Here is a 26,137-nt window from a genome sequence, read left to right as displayed (position 1 = left end):
TCAGGAGGCTCCTAGAGATATCGAATCTCCTAGGCTCCACAAACACTTCGTACGCGATCACAGGCGGTTTCCGGCTCGTCCGGAAGCCGCCTTCGTCGTTTCCGGCGGTGCCCGCGATCTGCGGCGATGCCGGATCGGCGCACTTGACCTATTCTTTACTCATGCCCGCGACCAGGCGGGCGAGAAACTACAGAGAGAAGCGATGAGACGCGCCTCGCGCAAACGCCGAAGACCCGGAACCGCTGAGCACCCGCCCCGTCGAGGGGCCGCTCGATGATCGTCACCGTCCTCACGATCCTCGTCGGCATCCTGGTGGTCCTCCTGATCACCGCGTTCACCGGCTACTTCGTGGCCCAGGAATTCGCGTACATGGCGGTCGACCGCTCGCGGCTCTCCGCGCGCGCTGAAGCCGGTGACGAGGCCTCCGCCCGCGCCCTGCAGGTCACCCGCCGCACCTCCTTCATGCTCTCGGGCGCGCAGCTCGGCATCACCGTCACGGGCCTGCTCGTCGGCTACGTCGCCGAGCCGCTGATCGGGCAGGGCATCGGCACGCTGTTCGGCGGCGTGGGCGTTCCCGCCGCCGTCGGCATCGGCATCGGCGCCGTCCTCGCGGTCGGCTTCTCGACCGTCGTGCAGATGGTCTTCGGAGAGCTCTTCCCGAAGAACCTGGCGATCTCGCGCCCCGAGCCCGTGGCCCGCCGCCTGGCCACCTCCACGACGATCTACCTGCGCACCTTCGGGTGGCTGATCCGGTTCTTCGATCAGGCCTCGAACCTGCTGCTGCGCGCCGTGCGGATCGAGCCGGTGCACGACGTGGAGCACTCCGCGACCCCGCGCGATCTCGAGCACATCGTGGCGGCCTCGCGCGACGCGGGTGAGCTGCCGCGCGAGCTGTCGACCCTGCTCGACCGGATCCTGGACTTCCCGACGCACACCGCCGAGCACGCGATGATCCCGCGCGCCCGCGTCGACGTGGTCGCCGCCGACGAGGCCGCGGCCGCCGTCCTCGACCGCATGGCGGACGGCCACACGCGCTACCCGGTGGTCGGCGCGACGGCGGACGACCTGATCGGTGTCATCACGCTGCACGACCTGCTCGCCGACCCCTCGGGGACGGCCCGCTCGCGCTGCCGCCCGGCCGTGGTCGTACCCGGCTCGATGCCGCTGCCGACCGTCGTCGCGCAGCTCGCGGACGCCGGCCAGGAGATGGCCCTCGTCATCGACGAGTACGGCGGCTTCGACGGCGTGGTCACCGTCGAGGACATCGCCGAGGAACTCGTCGGTGAGATCGACGACGAGCACGACGGCACCGCGGTGGCGCCGGCCGTGCGCGAGCACGACGGCTGGCTGCTGCGCGGCGATGTCCACCTCGACGAGGTGGAACGCCTGCTCGAGGTGGACCTGGAGCCCGGCGACGCCGAGACCCTCGGCGGCGCCGTGACGGCCCGCCTCGGAGCCCTCCCCGTCGCCGGCGACACCGCGGACCTGCCGCTGGTGCCCGACCCGGCGGACCCGTTCGCCCCGCGCCGCGCCCTGCGCGCGACGGTCCGCACCGTCGAACGACGGGTGCCGGCGGTGGTGCATCTGAGCCTGGGCGCCCACGATGCGACGGAGGCAGACGATGTCTGACCCGTGGGTGGTCGTGCTGGTCACGGCCCTGCTGATCGGCGCGAGCGCGTTCTTCGTGGCCGTGGAGTTCGCCCTCATCGGCGCGCGGCGGCACCGCCTCGAGGACCGGGCCGCGCACAGCGCCTCCGCGCGGGCCGCGCTGCGCAGCTCCTCGGAGCTCTCGCTGCTGCTCGCCGGCTCGCAGCTGGGCATCACGGTGTGCACGCTCGCGCTCGGCGCGATCACCAAGCCCGCCGTCGACGGCTGGCTGACCCCGCTGCTCGCCTCGACCGGCATGCCCGGGTGGATCGCCGACGTCGGCGGTTTCGTCCTGGCCCTGCTGATCGTGACGTTCCTGCACCTGGTGGTCGGCGAGATGGCGCCCAAGTCGTGGGCCATCGCGCACCCCGAGCGCTCGGCGATCCTGCTGGCGATGCCGATGCGGGCGTTCATGATGCTCACCCGCCCGCTGTTGGTGGTGCTCAACAACGCCGCCAACTGGTGCCTGCGGCGCGTCGGCGTGACCCCGGTCAACGAGGTGGAGACCGGCCAGGACCCGGCGGCGCTGCGGCACCTGGTGGAGCACTCCGCCACCGTCGGCGTGCTCGACGAACAGCACTCCGGGCACCTGACCAGCGCCCTCGAGCTCGAGGCGCTCACCGTCGGCGACATCGCCCGGTGGGACGTCGCGCCGTCGACGGTGCCCGGCTCGGCCGGACCGCAGGAGATCCGGACCGCCGCCGACACGACCGGCCATCTGCGGCTGCTCGTCACCGACGGCGGCGCCGTCACCGGCGTGGTGCACGTGCGCGACGGCCTGCGGGCCGCGCCGGACGCGACCGCACGGGAGCTGCTGCGCCCGGTGCTCGTCCTCGACGCCGCCGAGCCCGCCTACGCCGCGCTCGGCACGATGCGGGACTCGCGCACGCACCTCGCCGTCGTCGAGCGCGACGGCGCGCGGGCCGTCGTGACGCTGACCGACCTGCTCGGCCGGCTGCTGCCCGCCTGACGGGCCGCGCCGGCCGGGCGGCGGTCAGCCCGGCACGTGGGCGAGGATCAGCGCGAACCTGCGCTGCGGGTCGGTCCAGATCCGGTCCGGGGTGAAGCCGGCCGCGCTCAGTTCGGAGCGGAGCCCGTCCTCGCGGAACTTGGCGGAGATCTCGGTGAGGATCTGCTCGCCGGCGGCGAGATCGACAGTCAGATCCGCGCCGGGGATCGCGACCCGCAGGGCGCGGGTGGCCTCGAGCCGCATCTCGATCCACTCGTTCGCGGCGTCCCACAGCGCGACGTGCGCGAACGCCTCGGGGTCGAAATCGGCGCCGAGACGCGCGTTGAGGACGCGCAGCACGTTGCGGTTGAACTCGGCCGTGACGCCCTCGGCGTCGTCGTAGGCGGGGACCAGCACGGCCGGGTCCGTCACGAGCCCGGCGCCGAGGAGCAGGGTCTCACCCGGATCGAGGGCGGCCGCGATGGCCGCGAGGAAGACGGCGCGCTCCGCCGGCACCATGTTGCCGATCGTGCCGCCGAGGAAGGTGACCATCCGCCGTTCGCCGGGCGGGAGACGATCGATGGTATCGGCGAATTCACCGACGATGCCCTCGATCTCGAGACCGGGGTAGTCCACCCGCAGTGCCGCGACCGCGCCCTGCAGCGCCGAGACCGAGACGTCCTGCGGCAGGTAGCGCTGCAGCTCCCCCTGCTCGACGCCGGCATCGAGCAGGATGCGGGTCTTCTCCGACGAGCCCGAGCCGAGCTCGATCATGGTGTGGGGGCGGGCGATGCCGACGATCTCCGGCGCCGCCTCCCGCAGCAGCGCCGTCTCGGTGCGCGTGGGGTAGTACTCGGGGAGCCGCGTGATCCGCTCGAACAGCTCGCTGCCCACCGCATCGTAGAACCACTTGGGCGGGAGGGATTTCGGGGTCGCAGTCAGGCCGTGGCGCACGTCGTCGAGCAGCGCCGCGTCGAGATCGCTGTCGCTGGTGTGGACCCGGATCGGGGGAGTGGGGACGGGCACGGCGCTCCTAGATCGAAGTGATGGTGACGGAGTCCGGCCGCGCGACGACCAGGCTGTGATCGGGGACCGCGCGCCAGCCGCCTCCGCGGGTGCGGGCATCGGTGGGCTCGGACGCGAGGGTGACGGACGCACCGTCGTGGGTCACCCACAGCGAGTGGTAGAACGCGGTGGCCCAGAGAGTGCGGCCGTCGCAGAGCAGCAGGTTCAGCCGCGCGTCGGGCCGCGCGGCGGCCAGCTCCCCGACGAGCTCGGCGAGTGCCTTCCCGGGATCGCCGGTCGCGAGTCGGGGACGTAGGGCGGCCCAGATCGCGGCGGAGTCGGTGACGGCCTCCAGATCCGACGGTGCCACGGCGGACAGCACGGTGCCCCACTCGGGCAGGACGCCGTTGTGGCTGAACGCGAACCGCTCGTCGGTGAACGGCGCGCACGCCTCGCGGCTGTTCGGCATCCCGGCGGTGGCCGAGCGCACGGCACCCAGCACGGCGGACGAGGTGATCTGCGCGAGCACCTCGTCGAGCGCCGGATCGGTCCAGACGGGTGCGGCGTTGCGGTACCGGCTGGCGGTGCCGTCCGCGGTCCACCACGCCACACCGAAGCCGTCGGCGTTGATGGTGCCGCCGCCGCGCATCTCGCGCGGGGCCCAGGCCTGCTGCCGCAGGCTGTGCTCGCCGCCCGTCACGGGCTCGTGCACGGGCACGGGCGTGCCGACGTAGCCGAGGTGTCTGCACATGTCAGGGCAGGCTCCGCGCGCACCGGAAGCCGGAGAAGATCTGCCGGCGGACGGGGTGGTCCCAGTTGCGGAAGGTGCCGCGGCAGGCCACGGCGTCGGTGCCGAACGAGCCGCCGCGCAGCACCCGGTAGTCGCCGCCGAAGAACACCTCGGAGTACTCGCGGTAGGGGAAGGCGCGGAAGCCCGGGTACGGCAGGAACTCCGACGACGTCCACTCCCACACGTCGCCGATGAGCTGCTGGACACCGAGCGGGGATGCTCCGGCGGGATAGGCGCCGGCGTCGGCTGGCTCGAGGTGGCGCTGCCCGAGATTGGCCCGCGCGGCGGTGGGTTCCTCATCGCCCCAGGGGAACCGGAGGGACGCGCCGGTGGCCGGGTCGTGGCGCGCGGCCTTCTCCCACTCGGCCTCCGTCGGCAGCCGTCGTCCCGACCAGCGGGCGAAGGCGTCCGCCTCGAACCAGGACACGTGCACCACGGGCTGCTCCGGGCGGACGGGGGCCGCGACGCCGAATCGTGTGCGCCACCAGTGGCCGTCGGCGTCGCGCTCCCAGAAGCGCGGCGCCGTCAGCCCCGCCTCGCAGCGGTGCCGCCATCCGCGCTCGGTCCACAGCTCCGGCCGGTCGTACCCGCCGTCGGCCAGGAACTCGAGGTACCGGGCGTTGGTGACCGGGACGGCGTCGATCGCGTACGCGGGCAGGTCGACGCGGTGGGCGGGGCGCTCGTTGTCCAGTGCCCACGGCTCCGAGGAGGTCCCCATCGTGAACGGCCCCGCCGGGATCACGATCTCGGCCGGACCGGTGTACGACGCGTGCGGCGCGGGCTCCGTGACGAGCACGGCCGGCCCGGTGCGCAGCTGGTGCGTCGCGAGCATGGTCTCGCAGTGCTGCTGCTCGTGCTGGGCCAGCATGCCGAACGCGAAACCGTTCGCGCGCAGGGGGTCCGTGACGGCATCGCCCTCGATCGCGGTGCGGTCGAGCACGTCCCACGCCTTGTCGCGGACCTCGGCCACGTAACGCCGGGATTGCTCGGGGGTCAGCAGCGGGAGCGCTGGGCGGTCGGCGCGGGCGTGCCGGAAGGCGTCGTAGAGGTCGTCGATGTCGGGGCGCACCGCTTCGCGGCCGCCGACGTCGCGTACCAGCCACAGCTCCTCCTGGCTGCCGATGTGCGCGAGATCCCAGACCAGGGGGCTCATCAGGGGTGAGTGCTGGGCGATCAGTTCCGCGTCGTCGACGGAGTCGGTGAGCAGGCCCGTGCGCTCCCGGGCGCGGGTGAGCGCGTCGACGATGCGGTCGTGGAGCGGGAGGGTCATCGGGGGTCCTCTCCGGGGGGAAGGCCGGCGCGGCAGCGGCGTTCGGCCGCGCAGATCAGGGGGCGCTGCGCCGCCGGTGCGGCGGTGGCGGCGAGGGTGAGGAGATCCGTTGCGGCCCGGCGCAGTTCGGGGGCATCCAGCCCGTCGCGGGCGGCGTCGATCCACAGCTCCTCGGTGCCGGCGACCGTGCGCATCGCCTCCGCGGTGGTCGCGGGTGACGCCGCCAGCGATGCGATCGCGGCGACGGGGGCGCGCCAGCCGTCGCCGGGTTGCCCGTCCAGGTACCGGATCTCGTAGTAGCCGTTGGCGCGGACCGGCGGGAAGAGCGTGGTCAGGTGGTAGGCGAGGTCGGCTACGACGGGGCGGCGCCCGAGCGTCTCGTCGAGCGCACCGTCGAGCCAGTCGGCGAAGGTGACCTCGCCGTCGGGAGCGCGCCACGGCGCCCCGTCGGCGCCCCGGACGCAGAGCAGGGGCACCTCGAGCGCCTCCGTCGGATAGCCCGCGTAGGACAGCGGCCGAGTGCGGGCGGGATCGAGCGGGAGCCACGTCCGTTGCCGCTGCGAGGCCCACCGGCCCTCCGGGGCACCCGCGAGCCGCGGCGAGGCGGCGAACGCCGCGACCAGCGCCGGGCCGACGGCGTGCAGCATCGCCCAGCGTCGCGCCATCTCGGGCTCGTCCACCCCGGCGTCGACGGTGACCTGCACCGCCGCGGTGGAGCACATCATCAGCCGGCCGTACGGACCGATCCGGTCGAACCTGCACTCCATCGCGTCGTAGCGGGGCAGCGAGAGCAGTCGGCGGCTCGGACGGCGCTCCTCGGCGGCCCCCGCGTGCAATTCGATCCGATACGGGCGCAGCAGTTCTCGGAGGTGGGTCTCGTCGGCGGCGAGGTCGGCGAGCAGGGCCGCCGCACTGGGCGCGGGGGCGCTGGACAGTTCGAGCTGGCCGCCCGGTTCCACGCTGACCACGCTGCCGTGCGGCATCGGCGCTGCCGGGGAGGAGGCGACGATCGTTGACGGCGCGTGCGCACCCAGGGCGGCGCCCAACACGTCGAGGGGGACGCGGTCGCCATCCGGCCCGAGGCAGAACCACTCGATCTCGGCGCCGAGCAGGCCCGTCGGCCCGCGGCGGAAGCACCATTGCCGGACCAGCCGTTCGGCATCGGAACGCCCGGTCAGGGTCGCCCCGCTGCTCAAGTCCGCCACTGCGCCGACCACACGCTCACAGTAGTGCGTGTCACGGCTGCGCGCTGGGTCTCGCAGTATCGTCGGGGAGCATGGGACTCGACCTCGAGCGCGTGCGCGCCGATACGCCCGGAAGGGCCGAAACGGCCTTCTTCGACAGCGCCGGTTCCTCGCTGCCGCCGCACCCCGTTCTCGAGACCGTGCTCGCACATCTGCGGCGCGAGGCGCAGGTCGGCGGCTACCGCGCCGCGGGCGAGCGGGCCGACGACCTCGCGGACGTCAAGATCGCGCTCGGCGCCCTGATCGGGGTCCCGCCCGCGTCCGTGGCGCTCTCGGACAGTGCCACCCGGGCCTGGTCGGATTTCTTCTACGCGGTCTCGCTGCGCGCGGGGGACCGGATCGCGGTCAGCCACATCGACTACGCCACCAACGCCGTCGCGACGCTGCAGCGCGCCAGGGCGGTCGGCGCCGAGATCGTGGTGCTGCCCTCGGACGCGCAGGGCCGCACGGACGTCGAGGCCCTGGACCCGGTGCTCGACGAGCGAGTGGCGCTGGTGTCCCTGGTGCAGGTGCCCACGCAGAGCGGCCTCGTCGAACCGATCGCCGCGATCGCGGCCAAGGCCCGGGCCGTCGGGGCGCGCGTGCTGCTGGACGCCTGCCAGTCGATCGGCCAGATCCCCGTCGACGCGGCCGCCCTGGGCGTGGACGCCATCTCGGGGACCGGCCGCAAGTGGCTGCGCGGGCCGCGCGGTACCGGCTTCCTGCACGTGCGGGAGGAACTGCTGTCGACGCTGGAACCGCGCTCGCTGGACCTGCACAGCGCGCAGTGGACCTCCACCGACACCTACGAGCTGGCGCTGGACGCGCGCCGGTTCGAGACGTGGGAGTGCGACGTGGCCGCGCGCCTCGGGCTGGGCCGCGCCGTGCGCTACCTCCTCGATCTGGGGCCGGAGCAGGTGTTCGCCGAGCTTTCCCGGCGCGCCGCCGCCATCCGGGAGGCCCTCGCGGAGCTCCCGGGGGTGACGGTGCGCGACCCCGACGACGGCCCCGTCGGGGCGATCGTCACCCTCACGATCGACGGGGTGGACCCGGTCGCGGCCCGCGCGGAGCTGGCCGCCCGCGGCGTGACCGTCGGCGCCAGCAGTGCCTCCTCGGCCCGCAGGGACCTGGGTGCCCGCGCACTCCCGGCGGTACTGCGGATCTCGGCGCACGCCTTCGTCACCGACGAGGACACCGACCGGCTGCTCATCGAGCTGGCGGCACTGGCGCGGCGGGCGGGCGCGCACTAGGAGGACGGGCGCGGGTTGCATGCGCAGTCCACTCGGCGAGCGGCCCGCCACTGCGAATGCCACGGGGCCACCCGGCTCGAGGACCGGCGGCCTTACGCGTCAGGCAATGTGGTTCGCTCATCCGGTACATCGGGAGACGGAGGAGATGGATGAACCGGATGATGAGGGCGGCCGCCGCACTGAGCGCGGCTGCGGTGATGGGGGTCGTGTCGGCGTGCGGAGGAGGCGGCGACGATGCTTCGACGATGAACGCGGCGGGGAAGTACACGCGGGAGCAGGCGTGCACCGTGGCCCTCGGGCAGGGCGCAGCGATCGCCGGCGTCGCGAACGCGATCACCTACAACTACAAGAACACGTCGCTGCCCGGCGACATCGGCACACTGCAGTATCTGGACCGCAGCGACGCCACGCAGGCTGCTCTGGAAAAGGACTGGGTGGCGTTGCGTGACAACGGTGCCGCTGCTCAGAAGGCTCTCAGTGACGGGAACACGGCTGAAGCGCAGCGCCTGATCGACGCCTCGAAGGCCCCCTACGATCGCGTCATCGAGGCGTGCGCGGACTCCGGCTCGCCGAGCATCGATACCGCGCGCGAACTCCGAGCTCAGCTCGACGGGAAGGCGGCCCCGTCGAGTGCGACGCCGAGCGCACCGTCGATCCCCGTCGTCCCGAGCAGCGCCCCCGCGGCGCCGTTCGTCCCCACCCCTGACGGGACCCGGCTCAAGGTCGGCGAGTCGGCGCAGGTCGAGTTCGGAGCGAAGGACAAGTCACCTCGGCGTTTCCGGATCCGGGTCACGGGGGTGGAGAAGGCACCGGCGGAGGACCTGAAGAAATTCCGGGCGGATGCGCTTAAGGACAAGGGAGAGGTGCACTACCTGCGCTACGAGATCGAATCCACGGACAAGATCTCCGGCACGTACGACGCTAAGGCCACCGCGGCGAGTGACCTCGACCCGCGATTCGCTCTCGCTACGTCGGACGGCTCCAATGCGCTCGGGCTTACGGCGCTCGGCTCGTTCGCACCATGCAAGAACGGCAGCGAGTTGGGGTACGCCGGAATGGCACGGAAGAATTGCCAGCTCTACACCGTGAAGGGCGAGAATTCTCGGATCACCGAGGTCGGGCTGCTCTCCCTCGAGTTCACCGCCGACAGCACCGCACGGTTCACCTGGGTCGTCTGACGGTGGCGTCCGGCTCGCGGGGTTACACTTCGCGGGCCGGATGCGGAATCCCATCGGGGAGCGGTCGCGCCACTGTGAAGCCAGACCCGCACCGGCATGCCCGGGCGACCGGGCACCGTCGAAACCCCTACCCGGGCGCGAAACCCCGGACGAAGGAGCGCCGCTCATGGCGAACGCATCCACCACCGCACATGCCGGTGACCTCTCCCTGCACGTCTCCCGCCGGGCCCTGTGGCTCGGCGCCACGCTGATCGCGGTCGTGCTGGCCTACTACTTCATCGGTATCGATCAGGGCGCCGTCTCGGTGTTCGGGAACGACATGCACGTGCACGAGTTCTTCCACGACGCCCGGCATTTCCTGGGCTTCCCCTGCCACTGATCGGGGGAGCAAACGTGGAGAAGCACGTCATCGCCCGCGGCGCACTCGCCGGGGCGATCGGAGGACTGCTCGCGTTCGTCTTCGGGCGGATCCTGGTCGAGCCCATCATCGGGCGGGCCGTCGCCTTCGAGGAGGCACGCAACGCCGCGGAGCACGCCGGCAGGGCGGGCATGGCGGAGGAGCCGGAGCTGTTCAGCCGCGCCGTCCAGCAGAACGTCGGGCTGGGTGCGGGGCTGATCGTCTTCGGGATCGCGATGGGGGCGCTGTTCGGCGTCGCCTACTGCGTCGCGGCGCCGAAGCTGGCGCGGTGGACGCCGCGGACCGTCGCGCTGGCCGTGGCCGGCTCGCTGTTCGCCGGGCTCTACGCCCTGCCGTACCTGAAGTACCCGCCGAACCCGCCCGTCGTGGGCGATCCCGATACGATCCGCGAGCGCACCGGCGCCTACCTGCTCATGGTCGCGATCTGCCTGGCCCTCGTCGCGGCCGCGTGGGTGGTCGGGCTCGCGGCGGTGCCACGGCTCGGGGGGTACGGCGCCGCGCTGGCCGGCGGCGCGATCGTACTGGTCGGCCTGGTGCTCGCGTGCCTGGTACTGCCCGCGACGGTGGCGACGCCCGAGGGCTTCGACCCCGACGACCTGTACTGGTTCCGCACCTACTCGTTCCTCGCGCAGGCGATCCTGTGGTCGGCGATCGGCCTCGTCGGCGGGGAGCTCGTGCACCGGCTCACCGTGCGTGGTGCCTCCCGGGTGCAGGTTCCCGCCACCGTCTGAGTCGGCACCGCCGGAGCCTCGGTGCGGTTCTGCGGCGGACTCGCGGCGCGTCGTCGCCGACACGCACCGAAGCTCGGGTGCCGGACGGCGCAGCGGCGGCATACCCTGGGGGTATGAACCGCCGCTGTGCTCTGTTCTGGGCGGCCGCGTTGATCTCGATCATCGTCTCGGCCACCCTCCATTACCGCGGTGGCGGGGGTGGCCTCGACGGCCTGTTCTTCGTGATCGCGCTGGCCTGGGCGCTGCTCGCCATCCAGGCGCACCAGCCCACCGGCTGGCGCAGCTAGCGGACTACTCGCCCTTCTTGCGGGGATCCTCGTCGGCCGGGGACTCGACCGCGGCCTCCTGCTCCAACTCCTCGACCGGGGCCGGGGCGCTGTCGCCGGTGGCTCCGCTCGCGGGGCGCACGCGCGGCGGCTCGGGCGCGACGGGCGGTGCCGACGGGGTGCGCAGCAGCTTGAAGGCCACGCCGCCCACCGCGAGGACCAGCGCGATCACGGCGCTGATCAGCAGCGGCTTGCGCCAGGCCGGGCGGGACGGCGCACCGTCGGCGAGGGTGATCGCCTGCTCGGGATCGACCTCCGCGGGGGCGAGCCAGGAGCGCACGAGTCGGTAGGCCGCGGTGAGGGCCCGCATCTTGAGCGACAGACCGATGCTGAACAGTGCGCGGCCGATGTTCACGGGGCCGGTGATGGCCTGCATCAGGCCCACCTTGAGCCGCTCGACGTTGCTCAGGCGGGCGGCGGAGGTGGATTCGGGTGCTGCATCGTCGAGCAGAGGGGTGGTGGCCATCGGTGGCGTGATCCTTTCAGCGGACGAATGTGCGTCGTTGTGCACCGCCGATTCTTATCCGATCTTCGCGGGTTCGCACCTGCAGAAAATGGCAGAATGGCGGTGTGACCAACTCCAACGCTACCGCCCACGTGACCCTGCACACCTCTGAAGGCGACATCCGCATCGCCCTGTTCGGCAATCACGCTCCCGTGACCGTGGCGAACTTCCTCGGACTCGCCCAGGGCACCAAGGACTACACCACGACGAACGCCTCCGGCGGCACGTCGGGCCCGTTCTACGACGGCTCGATCTTCCACCGCGTGATCGACGGCTTCATGATCCAGGGCGGCGACCCGACGGGCACCGGCACCGGCGGCCCGGGCTACGACTTCGTCGACGAGTTCCACCCGGAGCTGCGCTTCGATCACCCGTACATCCTGGCGATGGCGAACATCGGCCGTCCGGCCACGAACGGCTCGCAGTTCTTCATCACCGTCGGCAAGACGCCGCACCTGAACAACCGCCACACCATCTTCGGTGAGGTCGAGGACGAGGCCAGCCGCAAGGTGGTCGACGCCATCGGCGCCGCGCAGACCGATCGTGCGGACCGTCCCACCAAGGACATCACCATCAACTCCATCACCGTCGAGGAGTAGTCACTCGCTCGCCCGCGAGGCCCGGCCGGAATCCGGCCGGGCCTTCGTCGACCGTGGCCGGTTCCGTGAATTTACTTTGCCTCACTGCTCCATCAGTGTGGATCAGATTCTGCACGGAATTGTCGATAGATCAAGGATTCGTGTGAGCCGGATCTCGGTCGACGCAGGTCGGTGAGCATGTTCACGGCACAGGAGGCGGTCGGAGATGGACACCCGCCGTCCGGCCTTCGTAACGTTGCCGTGATCTTGTGGAGACCGAGACGTGACCGACACGTCGCTCCACGGGAGTCGGGAGTTCGACGAAAGTGTCCAGCGACAGTACGAGGACCACGACCGGCCGCAGCACCCGCGGCACGATGCGGGCGGCGCTCGGTGCCGCTGTCGCCGCGATCGGCATCGTCTCCGTCCCCGTCGCGGCGCACGCCGCCCCCGCCCCGCGCCCCGCGCAGGCCCCCGCCGTGCAGGCGGCGCAGGCCGGTCCCGATCGCTCGTCGGTGGTGCAGGCCGCGCTCAGCCGCGTCGGCATGCCGTACTCCTACGGCGCCTCCGGCCCCGCCGCCTTCGACTGCTCGGGTCTGGTGACCTGGGCGATGAACCAGGCCGGCGTGAGCGTGCCGCGCAGCAGCTACTCGCTGATGAGCGCCGGCACCCCCGTCTCGCAGGCGCAGCTGCGCCCCGGCGACGTGGTGATCACCAACGGTGGCGGGCACGCCGCCCTCTACGTGGGCAACGGCCAGGTGGTCGAGGCAGTGACGTCGGGCGTGCCGGTGCGAGTGGCCGGCATCCGCGGTTTCGTCACCGCGCGTCGCTACTGAGCGGGCGCGACCCGGGCGCCCGACCGTGAGGAGCGGGTCAGGCGGGCCGCAGGGCCTCGAGCTGCTGCGCGACGAGCGTCGGCGCCTCGCCGAGCTCCCAACGGCCGAGGAAGAGCAGGTCGTCGCCGCGGGTGAGCTCCAGCAGCACCGATTCGCGACCCCAGTGGCGCGTGGTGGTGCGCTTGATCTCCAGGCCGTCCCACGGGAAGACCTTGCGGCCGAAGGCGCCGCGGTACGTGACGCCGGTGGCGTCCGCGGACAGGCGCGGGCGCAGCACCAGCACCTGTGCGCCGAGGTAGACCAGGGCGAGGACGCCGACGCCGACCAGCACCATGCCGACGGGGTCCTTGATCGCCTGTAGGCCGAACGCCGCGGCGCCGAGCACGATGCCCGCCACCATCAGGACGATGCCGACACCGCGGGGAGCGCTCCAGTTATCCACAGGTTTATCCACAGCTGGGGATGAAATACATGGATGTGATTTCGCTGGTCAGGGCTACTTCCACCACATCGTCATCAACAGACCGGCGATCATGAGGCCGAAGCCGATGGCGAAGTTCCACGCGTCGAGGTTCGCCATCCACTCCAGGGGCTTGCCGGGGCCGCCCAGGCCGTTGGGATCGGCGCCGACGTAGTACACGAGCAGCCAGGCCAGGCCGGCCAGCATGAGCGCCAGGAACGCGACCACGAACCACCGGCCCGACGGTGCGCTCACCTTGACCGGCGTGCGCGAATCCGTGGCGGTGTTGATCGTGTAATCGGTCTTCTTCCGGACCTTCGACTTCGGCATGGCTTCCTTCTACCAGGGTGCGGTTCACCTGCCAGGTTATCGGATGTACCGGTACGACCCCACCCCGCTAGGCTGGAGGACGTGCGGATCCTCGTCGTCGACAACTATGACAGCTTCGTGTTCAACCTGGTGCAGTACCTCGGCCAGCTGGGCGTGGAGGCGGACGTCTGGCGCAACGACGATCCGCGGCTGGACGATCCGGCCGCCGCGGCCGCGCAGTACGACGGCGTGCTGCTCAGCCCCGGCCCCGGTACCCCGCAGCGTGCGGGGCAGACCATGGCGATGGTCGAGGCCGCGCGCGCGGCCGGCTCCCCGCTGCTGGGCGTGTGCCTGGGCCACCAGGCGATCGGCGCCGTCTTCGGCGCGACGGTCGACCGCGCGCCCGAACTGCTGCACGGCAAGACCTCGCAGGTGCAGCACAACGGCCACGGCGTCTTCGCCGGCCTGCCGGACCCGTTCACCGCCACCCGCTACCACTCGCTGACGGTGCTCGAGCCCACCATCCCCGACGAGCTGGAGATCACCGGCCGCACCGAATCCGGGGTCGTGATGGGCTTCCAGCACCGCGAGCTGCCGATCCACGGCGTGCAGTTCCACCCCGAATCCGTGCTGACCCAGGGCGGCCATCGCATGCTCGCCAACTGGCTCGCGGTCTGCGGCTACGAGGTCGCCGAGGCGCGCGTCGCCGAGCTCGAGCAGGAGGTCGCCGCGGCGCTCGCCTGAGCACCGCGGACCGTCGGGCCGCGAGGGCCGGCGTTCCCGCCCGGACCCGCCCGGTGCGGGCGGGACCGGCGCGCTGCGATCAGGAGCGGCGGACGTGCAGGACGATCGACGCCGACGAGTCCACCTGGGCGCCGACATCGGGATCGGTCCGCCACACGCGGCCGCGGTCGAACAGGCCCGACGGGGCGTCCACCACTGTCCTGATGTTGCCGGGCTCGAAACCGGCCTGGATGAGCGCGGCGCGGGCCGCGTTCTGATCCTGGTTGATCACGTTCGGCATGGTGATCGGCTTGGCCTTCGCCACCTGCAGCGTCACCGTGCTGCCCTTGTCGACGGTCGCGCCGCCGCTCGGGTTCTGGCCGACGACGGTGCCCGTCGCGGCGGGGTTCTCGACCTGCTGGATCCGGACGTCGAAGCCGAGGCCCTTGAGGTTCGCGCTGGCCTGATCGACCTGCGTGCTGGTCACGTCCGGCACGCGCACCTGCTCCTTGCCGGAGCTGACAGTGAGCTGGATCGGCGTGCTCTGCTGCGTGTTCGTGCCGATCGCCGGGTTGGTGGAGATGACGTTGCCCTTCGCCACCGTCGGCGACGGATCGTTCTTGACGTCCTTGGCGACGGTGAAGCCGGCCTTCTCCAGGATCCCGCGGGCCTCCTGCTCCGGCTTGTTCGCGACGTCGGGCACCGCGGCGATCTTCGGGCCCGTCGAGACCTGCAGCACCACCGTCGAACCCTTGGTGGCGCTCGCGTTCGGTCCGGGCAGCGTGGAGATCACGTGCTCGGCGGGCACCGCGTTGTCGGGCATCCGCTGCACCTCGACGGTGAAGCCCAGCTTCTGCAGCGCCACCTGGGCGTCCGCGGCGGGCTCGCCGATCTGGGAGGTCACGGTCGCGGTCTGCTCGCCGTCGCGGCTGTTGAGCAGGTACCACGTGGTGCCGCCGACGAGGACCAGCGCGATCACCGCGGCGGAGAGCAGCATCAGCAGCTTCGACCGGCCGCCACCCCGGGCGGGCGCCGAGTGCCGCCGGCGCGCGGGCGCGGACTCGGCGGTGGTGTCGACGATCTCGGTGGGCGGATCCTGATCCGACGGATCGGTGTCCGCTCCGGTCGCCGCACCGGCGGCGGCAGCGGCGGCGACGGGTGCGGCAGCGGCGCGGCGACGCGACTTCGCCGGCTCGGTGAGCAGCGCCTCGCGCTCGGAATCGGAGAGCACCATCGGCGCCTCGGGCTTGCGCCCGGCGAGCACCCGGATCAGGTCCTGGCGCATCTCGCCGGCCGTCTGGTACCGGTTGGCGGGATTCTTCGACAGCGCCTTGAGCGTGATCGAGTCCAGCTCGGGCGGCACGGTGTCCAGGATCGAGGACGGGGTCGGCGGATCCTCGCGGACGTGCTGGTACGCCACGGAGACGGGCGAGTCACCGGTGAACGGCGGCTGCCCCGTGAGCAGCTCGAAGAGCACGCAGCCGGCGGCGTAGACGTCGGAGCGGGCGTCCACGGAGTCCCCGCGCGCCTGCTCCGGCGAGAGGTACTGCGCCGTACCGATGACCGCTGCCGTCTGGGTCATTCCGGCGGACGGGTCGCTCATCGCCCGGGCGATGCCGAAGTCCATCACCTTGATCTCTCCCGCGCGGGTGAGCATCACGTTGGCGGGCTTCATGTCGCGGTGGACGATGCCGTTGCGGTGGCTGAAGTCCAGCGCCGCGCACACGTCGGCCATCCACGTCATCGCCGCCTGGGGGGCGATGGTGCCGTCGCGGCGCAGCACGTCGCGCAGGGTCTCCCCGTCGACGTACTCCATGACGATGTACGGCAGCGGCCCCTGCGAGGTCTGCGCCTCACCGGTGTCGTAGACCTGCACGATCGTCGGGTGGTTCAGCGAGGCCGCGTTCTGCGCCTCCCGCCGGAACCGTTCGTAGAAGCTCGGATCCCGGGCCAGGTCGGCGCGCAGGATCTTGATCGCGACGTCGCGCGAGAGCCGGGTGTCCCGCGCGAGGTGCACCTCGGACATGCCACCGAACCCGAGCGTTTCGCCCAGGTCGTAGCGGTCGTTGATGCGACGCGGCGGGGTTGTCATCGGCTGTATCCGTTATCCGTTAGTTGTCGTTGCAGGGCAGGGGGAGCCCGAAGATACCGGTGCACGGCGGCTTCGTCGTCGGCTCGCCACCGGTGATCGGGGGCTCCGACGTCGTCGGCTCCGCGGTCGTCGTCGTGGTGGTCGGCGGCGGCGGGGTCGTCGTCGGCTTCGGCGGCGGGGGCGGCGGCGTCGTGGTGGGCTCCACCGTCGACGTCTCGGTCACCGTCTTCGGCGGCTGGGTCGTCGGGTTGGACGGCCGGGCCTGCGTCGACGTGCCGGTCGGCGGGGGCGCGACGGTGCCCGTGTCCACCACGCTCGACGAGGGCCCCGGCGTCGGGGAGTCCTCGCCACTGGTGAGCAGGTAGCCGCCGACGATCGCCGCGGCGATCAGCAGTAGCACCACAGAGACGGCGAGGATCGTCTTCTGGGCCTTGGTCCAGCCGCCACCGTCGGCCCTGGTCGACGGTGCCGCCGCGCGCGGCGTCGGCGCGGAGTTGCGGGAGACGGGCTGCGGGCCGGGGCGGTTCGCCGGCGGGACGATCGCCGTGGCGTCCGTCTCGGGCGCGCGGGCCGCGGCGGCGGCCGTGGGAGCGGCACCGGTCCAGCCGCGCGGCATCGGCGGGCGCTGCCCGGCCTTGACCGCGGCGACCGCATCGGCGAACTCGCCGCCGTTGGCGTAGCGCTGGCGCGGGTCCTTGCCCAGCGTGAGGGTGATCAGCTCGCGCACCGGCGCCGGAAGGTCCCCGGGGAGGGGCTCCGGCTGGTCCCGGATGTGCTTCATCGCGACGGTGATCGCACCGTCGCCCGAGAACGGCCGCTTGCCCGCGAGGCATTCGTAGCCGACGACGCCGAGGGAGTAGACGTCGGAGGCGGCGGTGGCGTCCTCGCCGGAGGCCTGTTCGGGGGAGATGTACTGGGCGGTGCCCATGACCATGCCGGTCTTGGTGACGGGGGCGGAGTCGACGGCCTTGGCGATGCCGAAGTCGGTGATCTTCACCTGCCCGGTGGGGGTGATGAGGATGTTGCCGGGTTTGACGTCGCGGTGGACCAGGCCGGCGCTGTGGGCGACCTGCAGGGCGCGGCCGGTCTGCTCGAGCAGGTCGAGTGCCTGGGCCTGGCTCAGGTGGCCGAGGCGGGACAGGACGGCGTTGAGGGGTTCGCCGTTGACGAGTTCCATGACGAGGTAGGCCAGGGGTGCGCCGCCGGCCTGGTCGGCGGTTTCGCCGTAGTCGTAGACGCCGGCGATGCCGGGGTGGTTGAGGGCGGCGGTGGTGCGGGCCTCGTTGCGGAAGCGGGCGAGGAATTCCTGGTCCTCGGAGAATTCGGCTTTGAGGACCTTGACCGCGACGCGGCGGTCGAGGCGGGTGTCCATGGCCTCCCAGACCTGGCCCATGCCTCCGGTGGCGATGAGCCGGAGGAGTTCGTAGCGGTCGGCGATCACCGATCCGGTCTGCAGACTCATCAGTTCCCCTGCCCGTTGCCCGCGGCGCTGATCACCGCGCGTCCGATCGGCGCGGCGAGCGACCCACCGGTCGCCGCCTCGCCCTGGTTTCCACCGTTCTCAATGATGACCGCCACCGCTACCTTCGGATCGTTGACCGGGCCGTACCCGATGTACCAGGCGTGCGGCGCTTCGCCGCCGCGCTGGCCCTGGGAGTGTTCCGCCGTCCCCGTCTTCGAGGCGATCGACACCCGACCGCTCGAACCCTTCGTGTGCTGCTCGGAGGCGACCATCAGCTCGCGCATCTGCGCCGCCACCTGCGGCGAGATCGCCTGGCCCAGTCGCTTGGGCGACGACGCGCCGAAGCTGGTCAGGTCGGGCGCCTGGAAGGAGTCCACCAGGTAGGGCTGCATCCGGACGCCGCCGTTGGCGAGCGTCGCGGCGATCACCGCGTTCTGCAGCGGGGTCAGCGCGACGTCGAGCTGGCCGATCGCCGACTGGCCCGTCTGGGCACCGTCGGACAGCGGTCCGGTGACCGACTGCGCGACCCGCAGCGGGATGGGATCGGGCGTCGAATTGACGCCGAAGTTGTTCGCCATCGCCTTGATCGCCTCTCCTCCGTCCTGCATCTTCGCCGTGGACAGATCCACGAACGCGGTGTTGCACGAGTACTGGAACGCCTGCAACAGGCTGACGGTACCGCCCGACGCTTCGGGGCAGGTGGTGCCCGCGTAGTTCTGCAGCGTCGTGCCGCCGCCACCCGGCAGGGTGATCTGCTTGTCGGCCGTGAGCCGGGTGTCCAGGTCGATGCCCTTGCCCTGCGCGAGCGCCGCCGCCGTGGTGATCACCTTGAACGTCGACCCCGGGGGGTAGGTCCAGCCCGTCGCCCGGTTGTCCATCGGCTTGTCCGGGTCGTCCTTGAGCTGCTCCCAGGTCTTGGAGACCGCGTTCGTGTCGTGCGCCGACAGCGGGTTCGGGTCGTAGCTGGGCGTCGAGACCATCGCCAGGATCTTGCCGGTCGCGGGCTCGATCGCGACGGCCGCGCCGTGGCACGGGCCGTTCGGCCCGCACGCCGTCGACAGCTTCTCGTACGCGATGCGCTGCATCGCCGGGTTGATCGTGGTGACCACGTTGCCGCCGCTCGGGTCGCGGCCCGAGAGCAGGTCGACGACGCGGCGCCCGAACAGGCGGTCGTCGCTGCCGTTGAGCACCGACTCCTCGGCGTGCTCGAGACCACTGGAGCTGTAGATCATCGAGTAGTAGCCGGTGAGCGGCGCGTAGGCGCGCGCCATGTCCTCCGGGTACGTGCGCAGGTACTTGTACCGGTCGTCGGTCTTGATCGACTGGGCCATGACCTGGCCGCCCGCGAGGATCGAGCCGCGCTGGCGCGCGTACTCGTCGAGGAGCACGCGCTCGTTGCGGCTGTCGGAGCGCAGTTCGTCGGCGCGGAAGACCTGCACCCAGGTGGCGTTGGCGAGCAACGCGACCACGAGCAGGACCACGACGAGGGAGATGCGGCGGATCGGTGCGTTCATACGCGCTTCACGATCTCGGTCGGCCGGTCGGGGACCGGCGCGCCGGGCTTGCGCGCGACCTTGGGCTCGCGGGCCGCGTTGGAGATGCGGAGCAGGATGGCGATGAGCGCGTAGTTCGTGAGCAGCGACGAGCCGCCGTAGCTCATGAACGGCGTGGTCAGGCCCGTCAGCGGGATCAGCTTGGTGACGCCGCCGACGACCACGAAGAGCTGGATCGCCATCGTCGACGCCAGGCCCGCGGCCAGCAGCTTGCCGAAGCTGTCGCGCACCGTCAGGCTCGCGCGGAAGCCGCGGAAGACCAGCACCAGGAACAGCATCAGGACGGCGGCGAGGCCGATCAGGCCGAGCTCCTCGCCGATCGCGGCCATGATGAAGTCGGTCGAGGCGAAGGGCACCATCGTGGGCCGGCCGGAGCCGAGGCCCGTACCGGCGAGCCCCCCGGTGGCCAGCGAGAACAGGGCCTGCGCGGGCTGGTAGCCGATGGTGTCGTAGGCGGCGAACGGATCGCGCCACACCTCGACGCGCACGCGCAGATGGGGGAAGAGCTGGTAGGCGGTGATCGCGCCGATGACCGCCAGGCTCAGGCCCACGACGATCCAGCCGATCCGCTCGGTCGCGATGTAGACCATCGCCAGCACGGTGAAGAAGATCAGCATCGGGGTGCCGAGGTCGTTCGCGTAGCCGAGCACGCCGAGCGCGATGACCCACACCAGCAGCAGCGGCGCCAGGTCGCGGGCGCGCGGCAGGTCCACACCGAGGACGCGGCGGCCCGCGGAGGTGAACAGGTCGCGCTTGGAGACCAGGAAGGCCGCGGTGAAGATGATCAGCAGGATCTTGCTGATCTCGCTCGGCTGGATGTTGAACAGCGGCGTCTTGATCCAGTTCTTGGACCCGTTGATCTCCGACAGGCTCGACGGCAGCAGCGCCGGCAGCGCCAGGAAGACCACGCCCGCCAGGCCGATCGTGTAGGCGTACTTCGAGAGCGTGCGGTGATCGCGCAGCAGTGCCAGCACCGTGACCAGCACCGCGAGGCCGAGCAGCGTCCACAGGATCTGCTGGTTCGCCTCCTGGGTCTGCGTGATCCGGCCGTTCTCGCCGTGCGCGTTGCCGAGGTCCATCCGGTGGATGAGCACCAGGCCGAGGCCGTTGAGCATCGCGACCACCGGCAGGATGATCGGATCCGCGTACGGCGCGAACCGGCGCACCGCGTAGTGCGCGGCGCCGTAGAGCACGACGAACGCGATCACGTACTTCGCGAGGTCGAGCGTGATCCGCTGCTCCTGCGCCCACTCCACGAGCGCGAGCGAGGTCCCCGTCACCACCGCGGCGGCGCCGAGCAGGACCAGCTCGTAGGTCCGGGAACGCCGGTTCGGGTCGAGGGCGATGCCCGAGCCGGGAGTGCTGGTGGTGGCCGCCGTCACGACGGGCCTCCCCGGCACGGACGATCGGGCGTCGAGGTCTGCGTCACGACCTTGGTGACGGGCGCGGGCGGCGGCGCGAGCGTTTCGCCCGCGGGCGGCGCGACGGTGGTCGGCGGCGCGGGCACGGGCGCCGGTGCGTTCGGATCCTGCGGGGCCGGGGGCTCGATCACGGTGGTGATCGCGCACCGCTCCATCAGGTTGTCCCGGTCGGTGAGGTTGCGGGCCTGCTCGCGGGCGTCGTCGAGCGAGCTCGCGTAGGGCAGCCCGGCCAGGTTGGCCTTGCCGCGCGGGGTCAGGTCGTCGACGGTGAGCGGCGTGCAGCCCTGGTTCGCGGCGGCGTCGCCGGTGGGGGTGTCCGCGATGCAGACGACCTCCTGCTGCGAGTTCAGCGAGCGGCCGAAGAGCGAGACCTTGACGCCGTGGGAGATCGCGATGGTGCCCTTGTCGGTGGCCGCCACGAAGTAGCTGGAGTTGACGATGGAGCGGGTCACGATCACGCCCACCGCGCCGCCCACGAGCAGCACCAGCAGCACGCCGAGCGCGACCCACTTGCGGCGGGACCGGTTCGCGGGCTCGTCCTCGTCGACGTCCGTCGCCACGACGCGACGGGGCGCCTTCTTGGGCGGGCGCAACGCGGCGGCGCGCCCTGCGGCCGTGTTGGCCGGCGGGACGTAGTCCTCGTCGTCGTCGTTCGCGGCGCCGCCGACGATGGGCCGGCTCTGGCCGAAGCTGGTGTCCTCGACGCGCGCCACCACGACGGTGACGTTGTCCGGGCCGCCGGAGCGCAGCGCCAGCTCGATGAGCCGGTCGGCCGCGCCGCTGACGTCCTCGACGGCGAGCTCGAGGGTGTCGCCGATGGTCTCGTCGCTGACCACGTCGGACAGGCCGTCCGAGCAGAGCATGTAGATGTCGCCGGCCTTGGCCTCGCGCAGGGTCAGCGTGGGCTCCACCTCGTGCCCGGTGAGCGCCTTCATGATCAGGGAGCGCTGCGGGTGGGTGTGCGCCTGCTCGGCGGTGATGCGGCCCTCGTCGACGAGGGTCTGCACGAACGTGTCGTCCTTGGTGATGCGGGTGAGCTGACCGTCGCGCCACAGGTAGCCGCGCGAGTCGCCCACGTGGATCAGGCCGAGCTTGGACCCGGCGAACAGGATCGCGGTGAGGGTGGTGCCCATGCCGTCGAGTTCGGGATCGTCGACGACCTGCTCGGCGATGGTCTCGTTGCCGGACACCATCGCGGTCTCGAGGGTGCCGAGCAGATCGCCGCCGGGCTCGTCGTCGTCGAGCGGGGCCAGGGCGTTGATCATCAGCTGCGAGGCGACCTCGCCGGCGGCGTGTCCGCCCATGCCGTCGGCCAGCGCCAGCAGGCGCGCACCGGCGTAGACCGAGTCCTCGTTGTTGCTGCGGACGAGGCCCCGGTCGGAGCGGGCGGCGTATCGAAGGACGAGGCTCACGGGCGCAACTCGATCACTGTCTTGCCCACGCGCACCGGAGTGCCCAGCGGGACGCGGGTGGGAGTGGTGACCTTGTTGCGAGCCAGGTACGTGCCGTTCGTCGAGCCGAGGTCCTCGACGTACCAGTCGTCACCGTCGCGGGCCAGGCGCGCGTGCCGGGTCGACGCGTAGTCGTCGTTGAGGACCAGCGTCGAGTCGTCGGCGCGGCCGATGAGCACCGGCTGCTGGCCGAGCGTGATCCGCGTGTTCGCGAGGGGCCCGTGGGTCACCACGAGGTACTTCGCGATCTTGCTGGTGCGGGAGAACAGGGCCCGACGGGGCGCCTTCGCCTCCTTCTGGCGCGGCCGCAGGCCGGACGCCAGGCGCGCATCGGAGCGCAGCGCGTTGATGACCAGCCAGATGCACAACCACAGCAGCAGGAGGAAGCCCGCACGGGTCAACTGCAGCACGAGTCCCTGCACGGTGTCTCCCTCCTGGTCCGTTGCGACGCACACTCGTCCGGCGCCCGGTGTTCGGGCGCTGATCCACGGGTCTGCTTTCGCGTGCCCCGAAGTGAAATCTACTGGAAGCGCACCACGATGTCGGAGTGGCCGACGCGGATGCGGTCACCGTCGGCGAGCTCCCAGTTGGAGACGGGGACGTCGTTGACCGAGGTGCCGTTGGTGGAACCGAGGTCGTTGAGGACCGCGGCGTACCCGTCCCAGCGGATCTCGACGTGGCGGCGGGAGACGCCGGTGTCGGGGAGACGGAACTGGGCGTCCTGGCCGCGGCCGATCACGTTGGCGCCCTCGCGCAGCGCGAAGGTGCGGTTGGAGCCGTCCTCGAGGTACAGCGTGACCGACTGGGGCTGGTAGGCGCCCTGCGGCTGCGCGTAGCCCTGGTCGTAGCCGGGCTGCTGGTAGCCCTGGTCGTACCCCGGCTGCTGGTAACCCTGGTCGTACCCCGGCTGCGCGTAGCCCTGGTCGTAGGCGGGCTGCTGGTAGTTCTGCTGCCCGTAGTTCTGGTCGTACGCGGGCTGCTGCTGGTAGCCCTGGTCGTACCCGGGCTGCTGGTAACCCTGGTCGTACCCCGGCTGCTGGTAGCCCTGGTCGTAGGCGGGCTGCTGGTAGTTCTGCTGCCCGTAGTTCTGGTCGTACGCGGGCTGCTGCTGGTAGCCCTGGTCGTACCCGGGCTGCTGGTAGCCCTGGTCGTAGGCGGGCTGCTGGTAGTTCTGCTGCCCGTAGTTCTGGTCATACGCCGGCTGCTGCTGACCGTAGTTCTGGTCGTACCCCGGCTGTTGCTGCTGGTCGTAGCCGCTCTGGTCGTACTGGCCGCCGTGCCGTCCCTGGTCGTATCCGGGATTGTTGCTCATCGAATCGGCTCCTGATTCTGCAGGTGGTCGCTGGGGTACAAGGTTCTGGGGGACTGCATCCGGATCCACGGTGCCGCGGGCCCGGAACTGGCCCGTGTGCAGGCCTGGTGACTGCTCGAAGTGCACGACCACGTCACCATAAGTCTGCCAGCCGTTGTCATGGATGTATTCGTCGAGGTGCTTCGAGAAGGCGCGGATCGCGAGCTCGCGATCCGCCTCGAAGGTCTCCTGATCGGTGGGGGAGACGGCGATGACGTACTTGTTGGGTACCAGGTACGCCCCGTCTCCCAGGGTTTGCAGCTGATCCTCAGCCTCGCGTTGTAGAGCGGCCTCCACTTCCTGGGGGACCACCTTGCCGCCGAAGACGCGGGCGAAGCCGTCGCCCACCGCGCCCTCGAGCTTGCGCTCGAACCGCTGCAGGATTCCCATGGAACGACTTCCCCCTTCCTCAGCGTGTCGTGATGCATGTACTGACCAATGATGATAGCCGCGATCGACGCACGACGAAGTCAGCGTAACCCCATTGGTCTCAACTGTCCCTTTGGTAGCACGTACGACGGTGCCCCGGCAAGGTCGGAGCCCCAGGTCGCGCTCCGATTTCGCGCCTCGCGACGGATCGTGTTAATCTTCTCCGGTCGCTCGGGCGAGTGGCGGAATGGCAGACGCGCTGGCTTCAGGTGCCAGTGTCCTTCGGGACGTGGGGGTTCAAGTCCCCCTTCGCCCACAGAGAGCAGTTCCACGAACTGCAGAACCCGGGGTCGCGAGCTCACAAGAGCGCACGGCCCCGGGTTCTTTCGTTTCTGCGGTGGAGTGACGGTTGTGCGTCACGGCGCCCGCGGACGCGGGGCGACGGCGGACCTCGACGTCGCTCGGAGTCACGGGAAGCGCTGCAGCACGCTCCGAATGGCTTGGGTGACCGTGGTGCGGTCGAAGGTCTGCACGAAGTCGAACGTCCGCTCCAGATCCGGGCCGTTGTCGTGCAGGTCCCTGGCCGCGATGAGCGCGCTGAAGTGGGGCCCCACGATCGCCACCGTCCACTCGTGGACGAGTGGATCGTCGGGGTCGAGCGGGGCCCGGTGCACGTTGCCGTCCCGGAACACGGAGATGCCGGCGCCGTAGACGCCGGCGAACCCGATCTCGTCGCCCATCGCCTGCCATCGCGCTGCGGTCGCGACGGTGAAATGGCGGGCGTGCTGGAAGGTGCCCACGGCGACCATGGGCGAGCCGAGGCTCGTGGCCTGCGCCTCGAGGGTCTTGCTCATCTCGATCAGCAGGTGCTTCGTTCCGCGGCGCGCGATACCGTTCCGGGTCGCCAGAGCGAACGGCGTGGTCGTCCCCACGTCGGGCGCGGTCCACACGGGCGTGGGCGGCATGGGCGCGACGGGCTCCGCGAGCAGATCGGGGACGGAGAGCGCCGGGTACAGGTCGCCGATTCCGTAGGTCGCGCCGATCGTCTCGGCGACCGCCCGTGCGCGCTCGTCGTGGACGCCCTCGGCGATGACCACCGCGTGGGAGCGCTCGACGTGCGCCGCGATCGAGTGCACCACCTTCGCGGCCGCTGCCGATGCGGGCGTGCGGAGCAGCTGCGGGGCGGTGATGATGACGTCCGGCTCGACGATGGACAGCAGCGCCAGGGAGTGATCGTGGTCCTCGCCGATCTCGAGGCAGATCGTTGTGCCCTGCTCCCGGGCGCGCGCGATCGTCGCGATCGTGGCGTGCGGGGCGGCGGTGAACGCCCGTGCCGGCACCGACGCCAGGACCCGGATGAGCCGATCGGGCGCGAGCAGATCGACGGATTCGTCGACGTGCGGGGTGTCGAACGTGGTGATCACCGGGATCCGGTGGTGGACGTGATCGACGAGCGGATCGGACGTGCACTCGGCCTTGAGGAGGTCGAAGTCCCGCTTCTGGTGGACCATCCGTACCGCGCGGCGGAGATCCTGCGCTGATCCGAGGGATCCGCCGCGCGCTCCCCGCAGTTGCAGCTCCACGGCGGCGAGAACCCCGTCGTCGAGCCGCCGCACCGGTGCGAGTCGCACATCAACCTCTATTCCAGCGACCGTGCGGGGCGGCCGCGGAACTGTGCTCGTCATGGGGAGAGTGAAGCACACAATTCATGCTGAGGTGAGGGCCGGACGTCACCGCCCCATGGTGGCCCCGATCGCGGGCGATCGGGGCGCCGCGCGGCGGGGGTTATGCGATTGGTACCCAGGTAACGAAAAGGTAACGGTCGCCGCGATCGGGCTCTGGAAGACGCTGCAGTGCAGGGGAAATCGCCAGCGCGCCAGCAGCGCGACGATCTCCCGCCGCGCACCGGATCGCCTCGATGGTCGCGAGCGGGCTGGTGCTGGATCTCCACGGCGGCATAGCGTGCGTCCTACGCCGACCTCCAAGGAGTCACGATGGAATCGAACCCGCTGTTCGCGGACTGGCTCGAAGGCCCCGAAGGGCGCCGGATCTCCAACCAACTCGAGGGTTGCGGGGTGGGCGAGCGCCTGTGGGCGCTCGCGGAGGCCTATCGTCGCAGCCGCTACGACACACGCGAGGAGTCGATCGCCATCGGTGGCTTCGACCTCCAGCCGGTACGGCCGCACGCGACACCGTCGGTGGCCTGACGTGCCGGTGCCGGCGGACCGCGGGCGCCCCTT

General features: G+C 71.2%; 26 protein-coding genes and 1 tRNA gene. 12 read left to right on the top strand and 15 right to left on the bottom strand.

Features of this window, described 5'->3' with window-relative positions; genetic code table 11:
• Nucleotides 1–273: 273 nt before the first annotated feature.
• The gene (locus BLQ62_RS00220) at nucleotides 274–1,629 is read left to right on the top strand and encodes a hemolysin family protein (protein WP_068564712.1); all 1,356 of its coding nucleotides are present in this window, start codon (nucleotides 274–276) and stop codon (nucleotides 1,627–1,629) included.
• Nucleotides 1,622–2,617, top strand: a complete 996-nt coding sequence (locus tag BLQ62_RS00215) for a CNNM domain-containing protein (protein ID WP_068564714.1) — start codon at nucleotides 1,622–1,624, stop codon at nucleotides 2,615–2,617. Before BLQ62_RS00220 ends, BLQ62_RS00215 begins: the two co-directional genes overlap by 8 nt.
• Nucleotides 2,618–2,641: 24 nt before the next feature.
• Here BLQ62_RS00215 and egtD read toward each other — a convergent pair whose 3' ends face one another.
• Genes egtD through egtA form a run of 4 tightly spaced genes read right to left on the bottom strand, consistent with a single transcriptional unit; the run spans nucleotide 2,642 to nucleotide 6,878 of the window.
• Entirely contained in the window at nucleotides 2,642–3,622 is a 981-nt protein-coding gene (egtD, locus tag BLQ62_RS00210) for an L-histidine N(alpha)-methyltransferase (protein WP_068564715.1), read from the bottom strand.
• A gap of 7 nt (nucleotides 3,623–3,629) precedes the next feature.
• Entirely contained in the window at nucleotides 3,630–4,352 is a 723-nt protein-coding gene (egtC, locus tag BLQ62_RS00205) for an ergothioneine biosynthesis protein EgtC (RefSeq protein WP_068564717.1), read from the bottom strand.
• A 1-nt stretch (nucleotide 4,353) separates the two neighbouring features.
• The gene (egtB, locus tag BLQ62_RS00200) at nucleotides 4,354–5,661 is read right to left on the bottom strand and encodes an ergothioneine biosynthesis protein EgtB (RefSeq protein ID WP_068564719.1); all 1,308 of its coding nucleotides are present in this window, start codon (nucleotides 5,659–5,661) and stop codon (nucleotides 4,354–4,356) included.
• On the bottom strand, nucleotides 5,658–6,878 hold the full coding sequence (gene egtA, locus BLQ62_RS00195) for an ergothioneine biosynthesis glutamate--cysteine ligase EgtA (protein ID WP_115391298.1): 1,221 nt from the start codon (nucleotides 6,876–6,878) through the stop codon (nucleotides 5,658–5,660). Before egtA ends, egtB begins: the two co-directional genes overlap by 4 nt.
• Before the next feature lie 59 nt (nucleotides 6,879–6,937).
• Between egtA and BLQ62_RS00190 the strand changes: the two genes are divergently transcribed.
• The 5 genes from BLQ62_RS00190 to BLQ62_RS23620 all read left to right on the top strand — a co-directional run bounded on the left by BLQ62_RS00190 (nucleotide 6,938) and on the right by BLQ62_RS23620 (nucleotide 10,748).
• A complete protein-coding gene (locus tag BLQ62_RS00190; RefSeq protein WP_068564723.1) occupies nucleotides 6,938–8,134 on the top strand; it encodes an aminotransferase class V-fold PLP-dependent enzyme in 1,197 nt (398 codons plus the stop codon).
• A gap of 149 nt (nucleotides 8,135–8,283) precedes the next feature.
• On the top strand, nucleotides 8,284–9,312 hold the full coding sequence (locus tag BLQ62_RS00185) for a hypothetical protein (RefSeq protein ID WP_139184097.1): 1,029 nt from the start codon (nucleotides 8,284–8,286) through the stop codon (nucleotides 9,310–9,312).
• A gap of 166 nt (nucleotides 9,313–9,478) precedes the next feature.
• A complete protein-coding gene (locus BLQ62_RS00180) occupies nucleotides 9,479–9,691 on the top strand; it encodes a CbtB domain-containing protein (protein WP_068537498.1) in 213 nt (70 codons plus the stop codon).
• Between the two features lie 14 nt (nucleotides 9,692–9,705).
• Complete coding sequence (locus BLQ62_RS00175; RefSeq protein ID WP_068564727.1) at nucleotides 9,706–10,461, top strand: CbtA family protein; 756 nt, start codon at nucleotides 9,706–9,708, stop codon at nucleotides 10,459–10,461.
• A 113-nt stretch (nucleotides 10,462–10,574) separates the two neighbouring features.
• A complete protein-coding gene (locus tag BLQ62_RS23620) occupies nucleotides 10,575–10,748 on the top strand; it encodes a hypothetical protein (protein ID WP_156483178.1) in 174 nt (57 codons plus the stop codon).
• A gap of 4 nt (nucleotides 10,749–10,752) precedes the next feature.
• On the opposite strand, the gene BLQ62_RS00170 is transcribed toward BLQ62_RS23620, so the two are convergent.
• Nucleotides 10,753–11,253, bottom strand: coding sequence for a hypothetical protein (locus BLQ62_RS00170; protein WP_068537502.1), 501 nt, complete (start codon nucleotides 11,251–11,253; stop codon nucleotides 10,753–10,755).
• A gap of 104 nt (nucleotides 11,254–11,357) precedes the next feature.
• Between BLQ62_RS00170 and BLQ62_RS00165 the strand changes: the two genes are divergently transcribed.
• Nucleotides 11,358–11,891, top strand: a complete 534-nt coding sequence (locus BLQ62_RS00165; protein WP_068537504.1) for a peptidylprolyl isomerase — start codon at nucleotides 11,358–11,360, stop codon at nucleotides 11,889–11,891.
• 305 nt (nucleotides 11,892–12,196) lie between these two features.
• Nucleotides 12,197–12,706: a C40 family peptidase gene (locus BLQ62_RS00160; RefSeq protein WP_231857552.1), complete on the top strand. Its 510-nt coding sequence runs from the start codon at nucleotides 12,197–12,199 to the stop codon at nucleotides 12,704–12,706.
• Nucleotides 12,707–12,743: 37 nt separating this feature from the next.
• Here BLQ62_RS00160 and BLQ62_RS00155 read toward each other — a convergent pair whose 3' ends face one another.
• Both BLQ62_RS00155 and crgA read right to left on the bottom strand, forming a co-directional pair.
• Nucleotides 12,744–13,148, bottom strand: a complete 405-nt coding sequence (locus BLQ62_RS00155; RefSeq protein WP_115391299.1) for a PH domain-containing protein — start codon at nucleotides 13,146–13,148, stop codon at nucleotides 12,744–12,746.
• Between the two features lie 54 nt (nucleotides 13,149–13,202).
• Nucleotides 13,203–13,496: a cell division protein CrgA gene (gene crgA, locus BLQ62_RS00150; RefSeq protein ID WP_068537508.1), complete on the bottom strand. Its 294-nt coding sequence runs from the start codon at nucleotides 13,494–13,496 to the stop codon at nucleotides 13,203–13,205.
• 81 nt (nucleotides 13,497–13,577) lie between these two features.
• Between crgA and BLQ62_RS00145 the strand changes: the two genes are divergently transcribed.
• A complete protein-coding gene (locus BLQ62_RS00145; RefSeq protein WP_068537510.1) occupies nucleotides 13,578–14,219 on the top strand; it encodes an aminodeoxychorismate/anthranilate synthase component II in 642 nt (213 codons plus the stop codon).
• A 79-nt stretch (nucleotides 14,220–14,298) separates the two neighbouring features.
• Here the strand turns inward: BLQ62_RS00145 and pknB are convergent, their stop codons facing one another.
• The 7 genes from pknB to BLQ62_RS00110 all read right to left on the bottom strand — a co-directional run bounded on the left by pknB (nucleotide 14,299) and on the right by BLQ62_RS00110 (nucleotide 23,918).
• On the bottom strand, nucleotides 14,299–16,290 hold the full coding sequence (gene pknB, locus BLQ62_RS00140) for a Stk1 family PASTA domain-containing Ser/Thr kinase (RefSeq protein ID WP_068537512.1): 1,992 nt from the start codon (nucleotides 16,288–16,290) through the stop codon (nucleotides 14,299–14,301).
• Nucleotides 16,291–16,309: 19 nt separating this feature from the next.
• Nucleotides 16,310–17,752 carry a protein kinase domain-containing protein gene (locus tag BLQ62_RS00135; RefSeq protein WP_068564731.1) on the bottom strand — a complete coding sequence of 481 codons (1,443 nt, stop codon included), beginning with the start codon at nucleotides 17,750–17,752 and terminating at the stop codon, nucleotides 16,310–16,312.
• Complete coding sequence (locus BLQ62_RS00130) at nucleotides 17,752–19,266, bottom strand: peptidoglycan D,D-transpeptidase FtsI family protein (protein WP_068537516.1); 1,515 nt, start codon at nucleotides 19,264–19,266, stop codon at nucleotides 17,752–17,754. The genes BLQ62_RS00135 and BLQ62_RS00130 overlap by 1 nt, the downstream gene beginning before the upstream one ends.
• On the bottom strand, nucleotides 19,263–20,687 hold the full coding sequence (locus BLQ62_RS00125; protein WP_068537518.1) for an FtsW/RodA/SpoVE family cell cycle protein: 1,425 nt from the start codon (nucleotides 20,685–20,687) through the stop codon (nucleotides 19,263–19,265). The genes BLQ62_RS00130 and BLQ62_RS00125 overlap by 4 nt, the downstream gene beginning before the upstream one ends.
• Nucleotides 20,684–22,138: a PP2C family protein-serine/threonine phosphatase gene (locus tag BLQ62_RS00120; protein WP_068537519.1), complete on the bottom strand. Its 1,455-nt coding sequence runs from the start codon at nucleotides 22,136–22,138 to the stop codon at nucleotides 20,684–20,686. Before BLQ62_RS00120 ends, BLQ62_RS00125 begins: the two co-directional genes overlap by 4 nt.
• Complete coding sequence (locus tag BLQ62_RS00115) at nucleotides 22,135–22,599, bottom strand: FHA domain-containing protein FhaB/FipA (RefSeq protein ID WP_068564762.1); 465 nt, start codon at nucleotides 22,597–22,599, stop codon at nucleotides 22,135–22,137. The genes BLQ62_RS00120 and BLQ62_RS00115 overlap by 4 nt, the downstream gene beginning before the upstream one ends.
• A gap of 98 nt (nucleotides 22,600–22,697) precedes the next feature.
• Complete coding sequence (locus tag BLQ62_RS00110) at nucleotides 22,698–23,918, bottom strand: FHA domain-containing protein (RefSeq protein WP_068564733.1); 1,221 nt, start codon at nucleotides 23,916–23,918, stop codon at nucleotides 22,698–22,700.
• Between the two features lie 212 nt (nucleotides 23,919–24,130).
• On the opposite strand from BLQ62_RS00110, the gene BLQ62_RS00105 reads away from it, so the two are divergent.
• Nucleotides 24,131–24,213 (top strand) — tRNA-Leu (locus BLQ62_RS00105).
• Nucleotides 24,214–24,364: 151 nt separating this feature from the next.
• Here BLQ62_RS00105 and BLQ62_RS00100 read toward each other — a convergent pair.
• Nucleotides 24,365–25,528, bottom strand: coding sequence for a DICT sensory domain-containing protein (locus tag BLQ62_RS00100; protein WP_068564735.1), 1,164 nt, complete (start codon nucleotides 25,526–25,528; stop codon nucleotides 24,365–24,367).
• Nucleotides 25,529–25,891: 363 nt separating this feature from the next.
• Here BLQ62_RS00100 and BLQ62_RS00095 point away from each other — a divergent pair, with 363 nt between their 5' ends.
• Nucleotides 25,892–26,104 carry a hypothetical protein gene (locus BLQ62_RS00095; RefSeq protein ID WP_068564736.1) on the top strand — a complete coding sequence of 71 codons (213 nt, stop codon included), beginning with the start codon at nucleotides 25,892–25,894 and terminating at the stop codon, nucleotides 26,102–26,104.
• The last annotated feature ends 33 nt before the right edge of the window (nucleotides 26,105–26,137 follow it).

It is taken from the genome of Tsukamurella pulmonis (genome assembly GCF_900103175.1).
Classification (GTDB): domain Bacteria; phylum Actinomycetota; class Actinomycetes; order Mycobacteriales; family Mycobacteriaceae; genus Tsukamurella; species Tsukamurella pulmonis.
The sequence above is the reverse complement of the archived record's forward strand: the minus strand, read 5'-3'. Positions and strand labels throughout refer to the sequence as shown.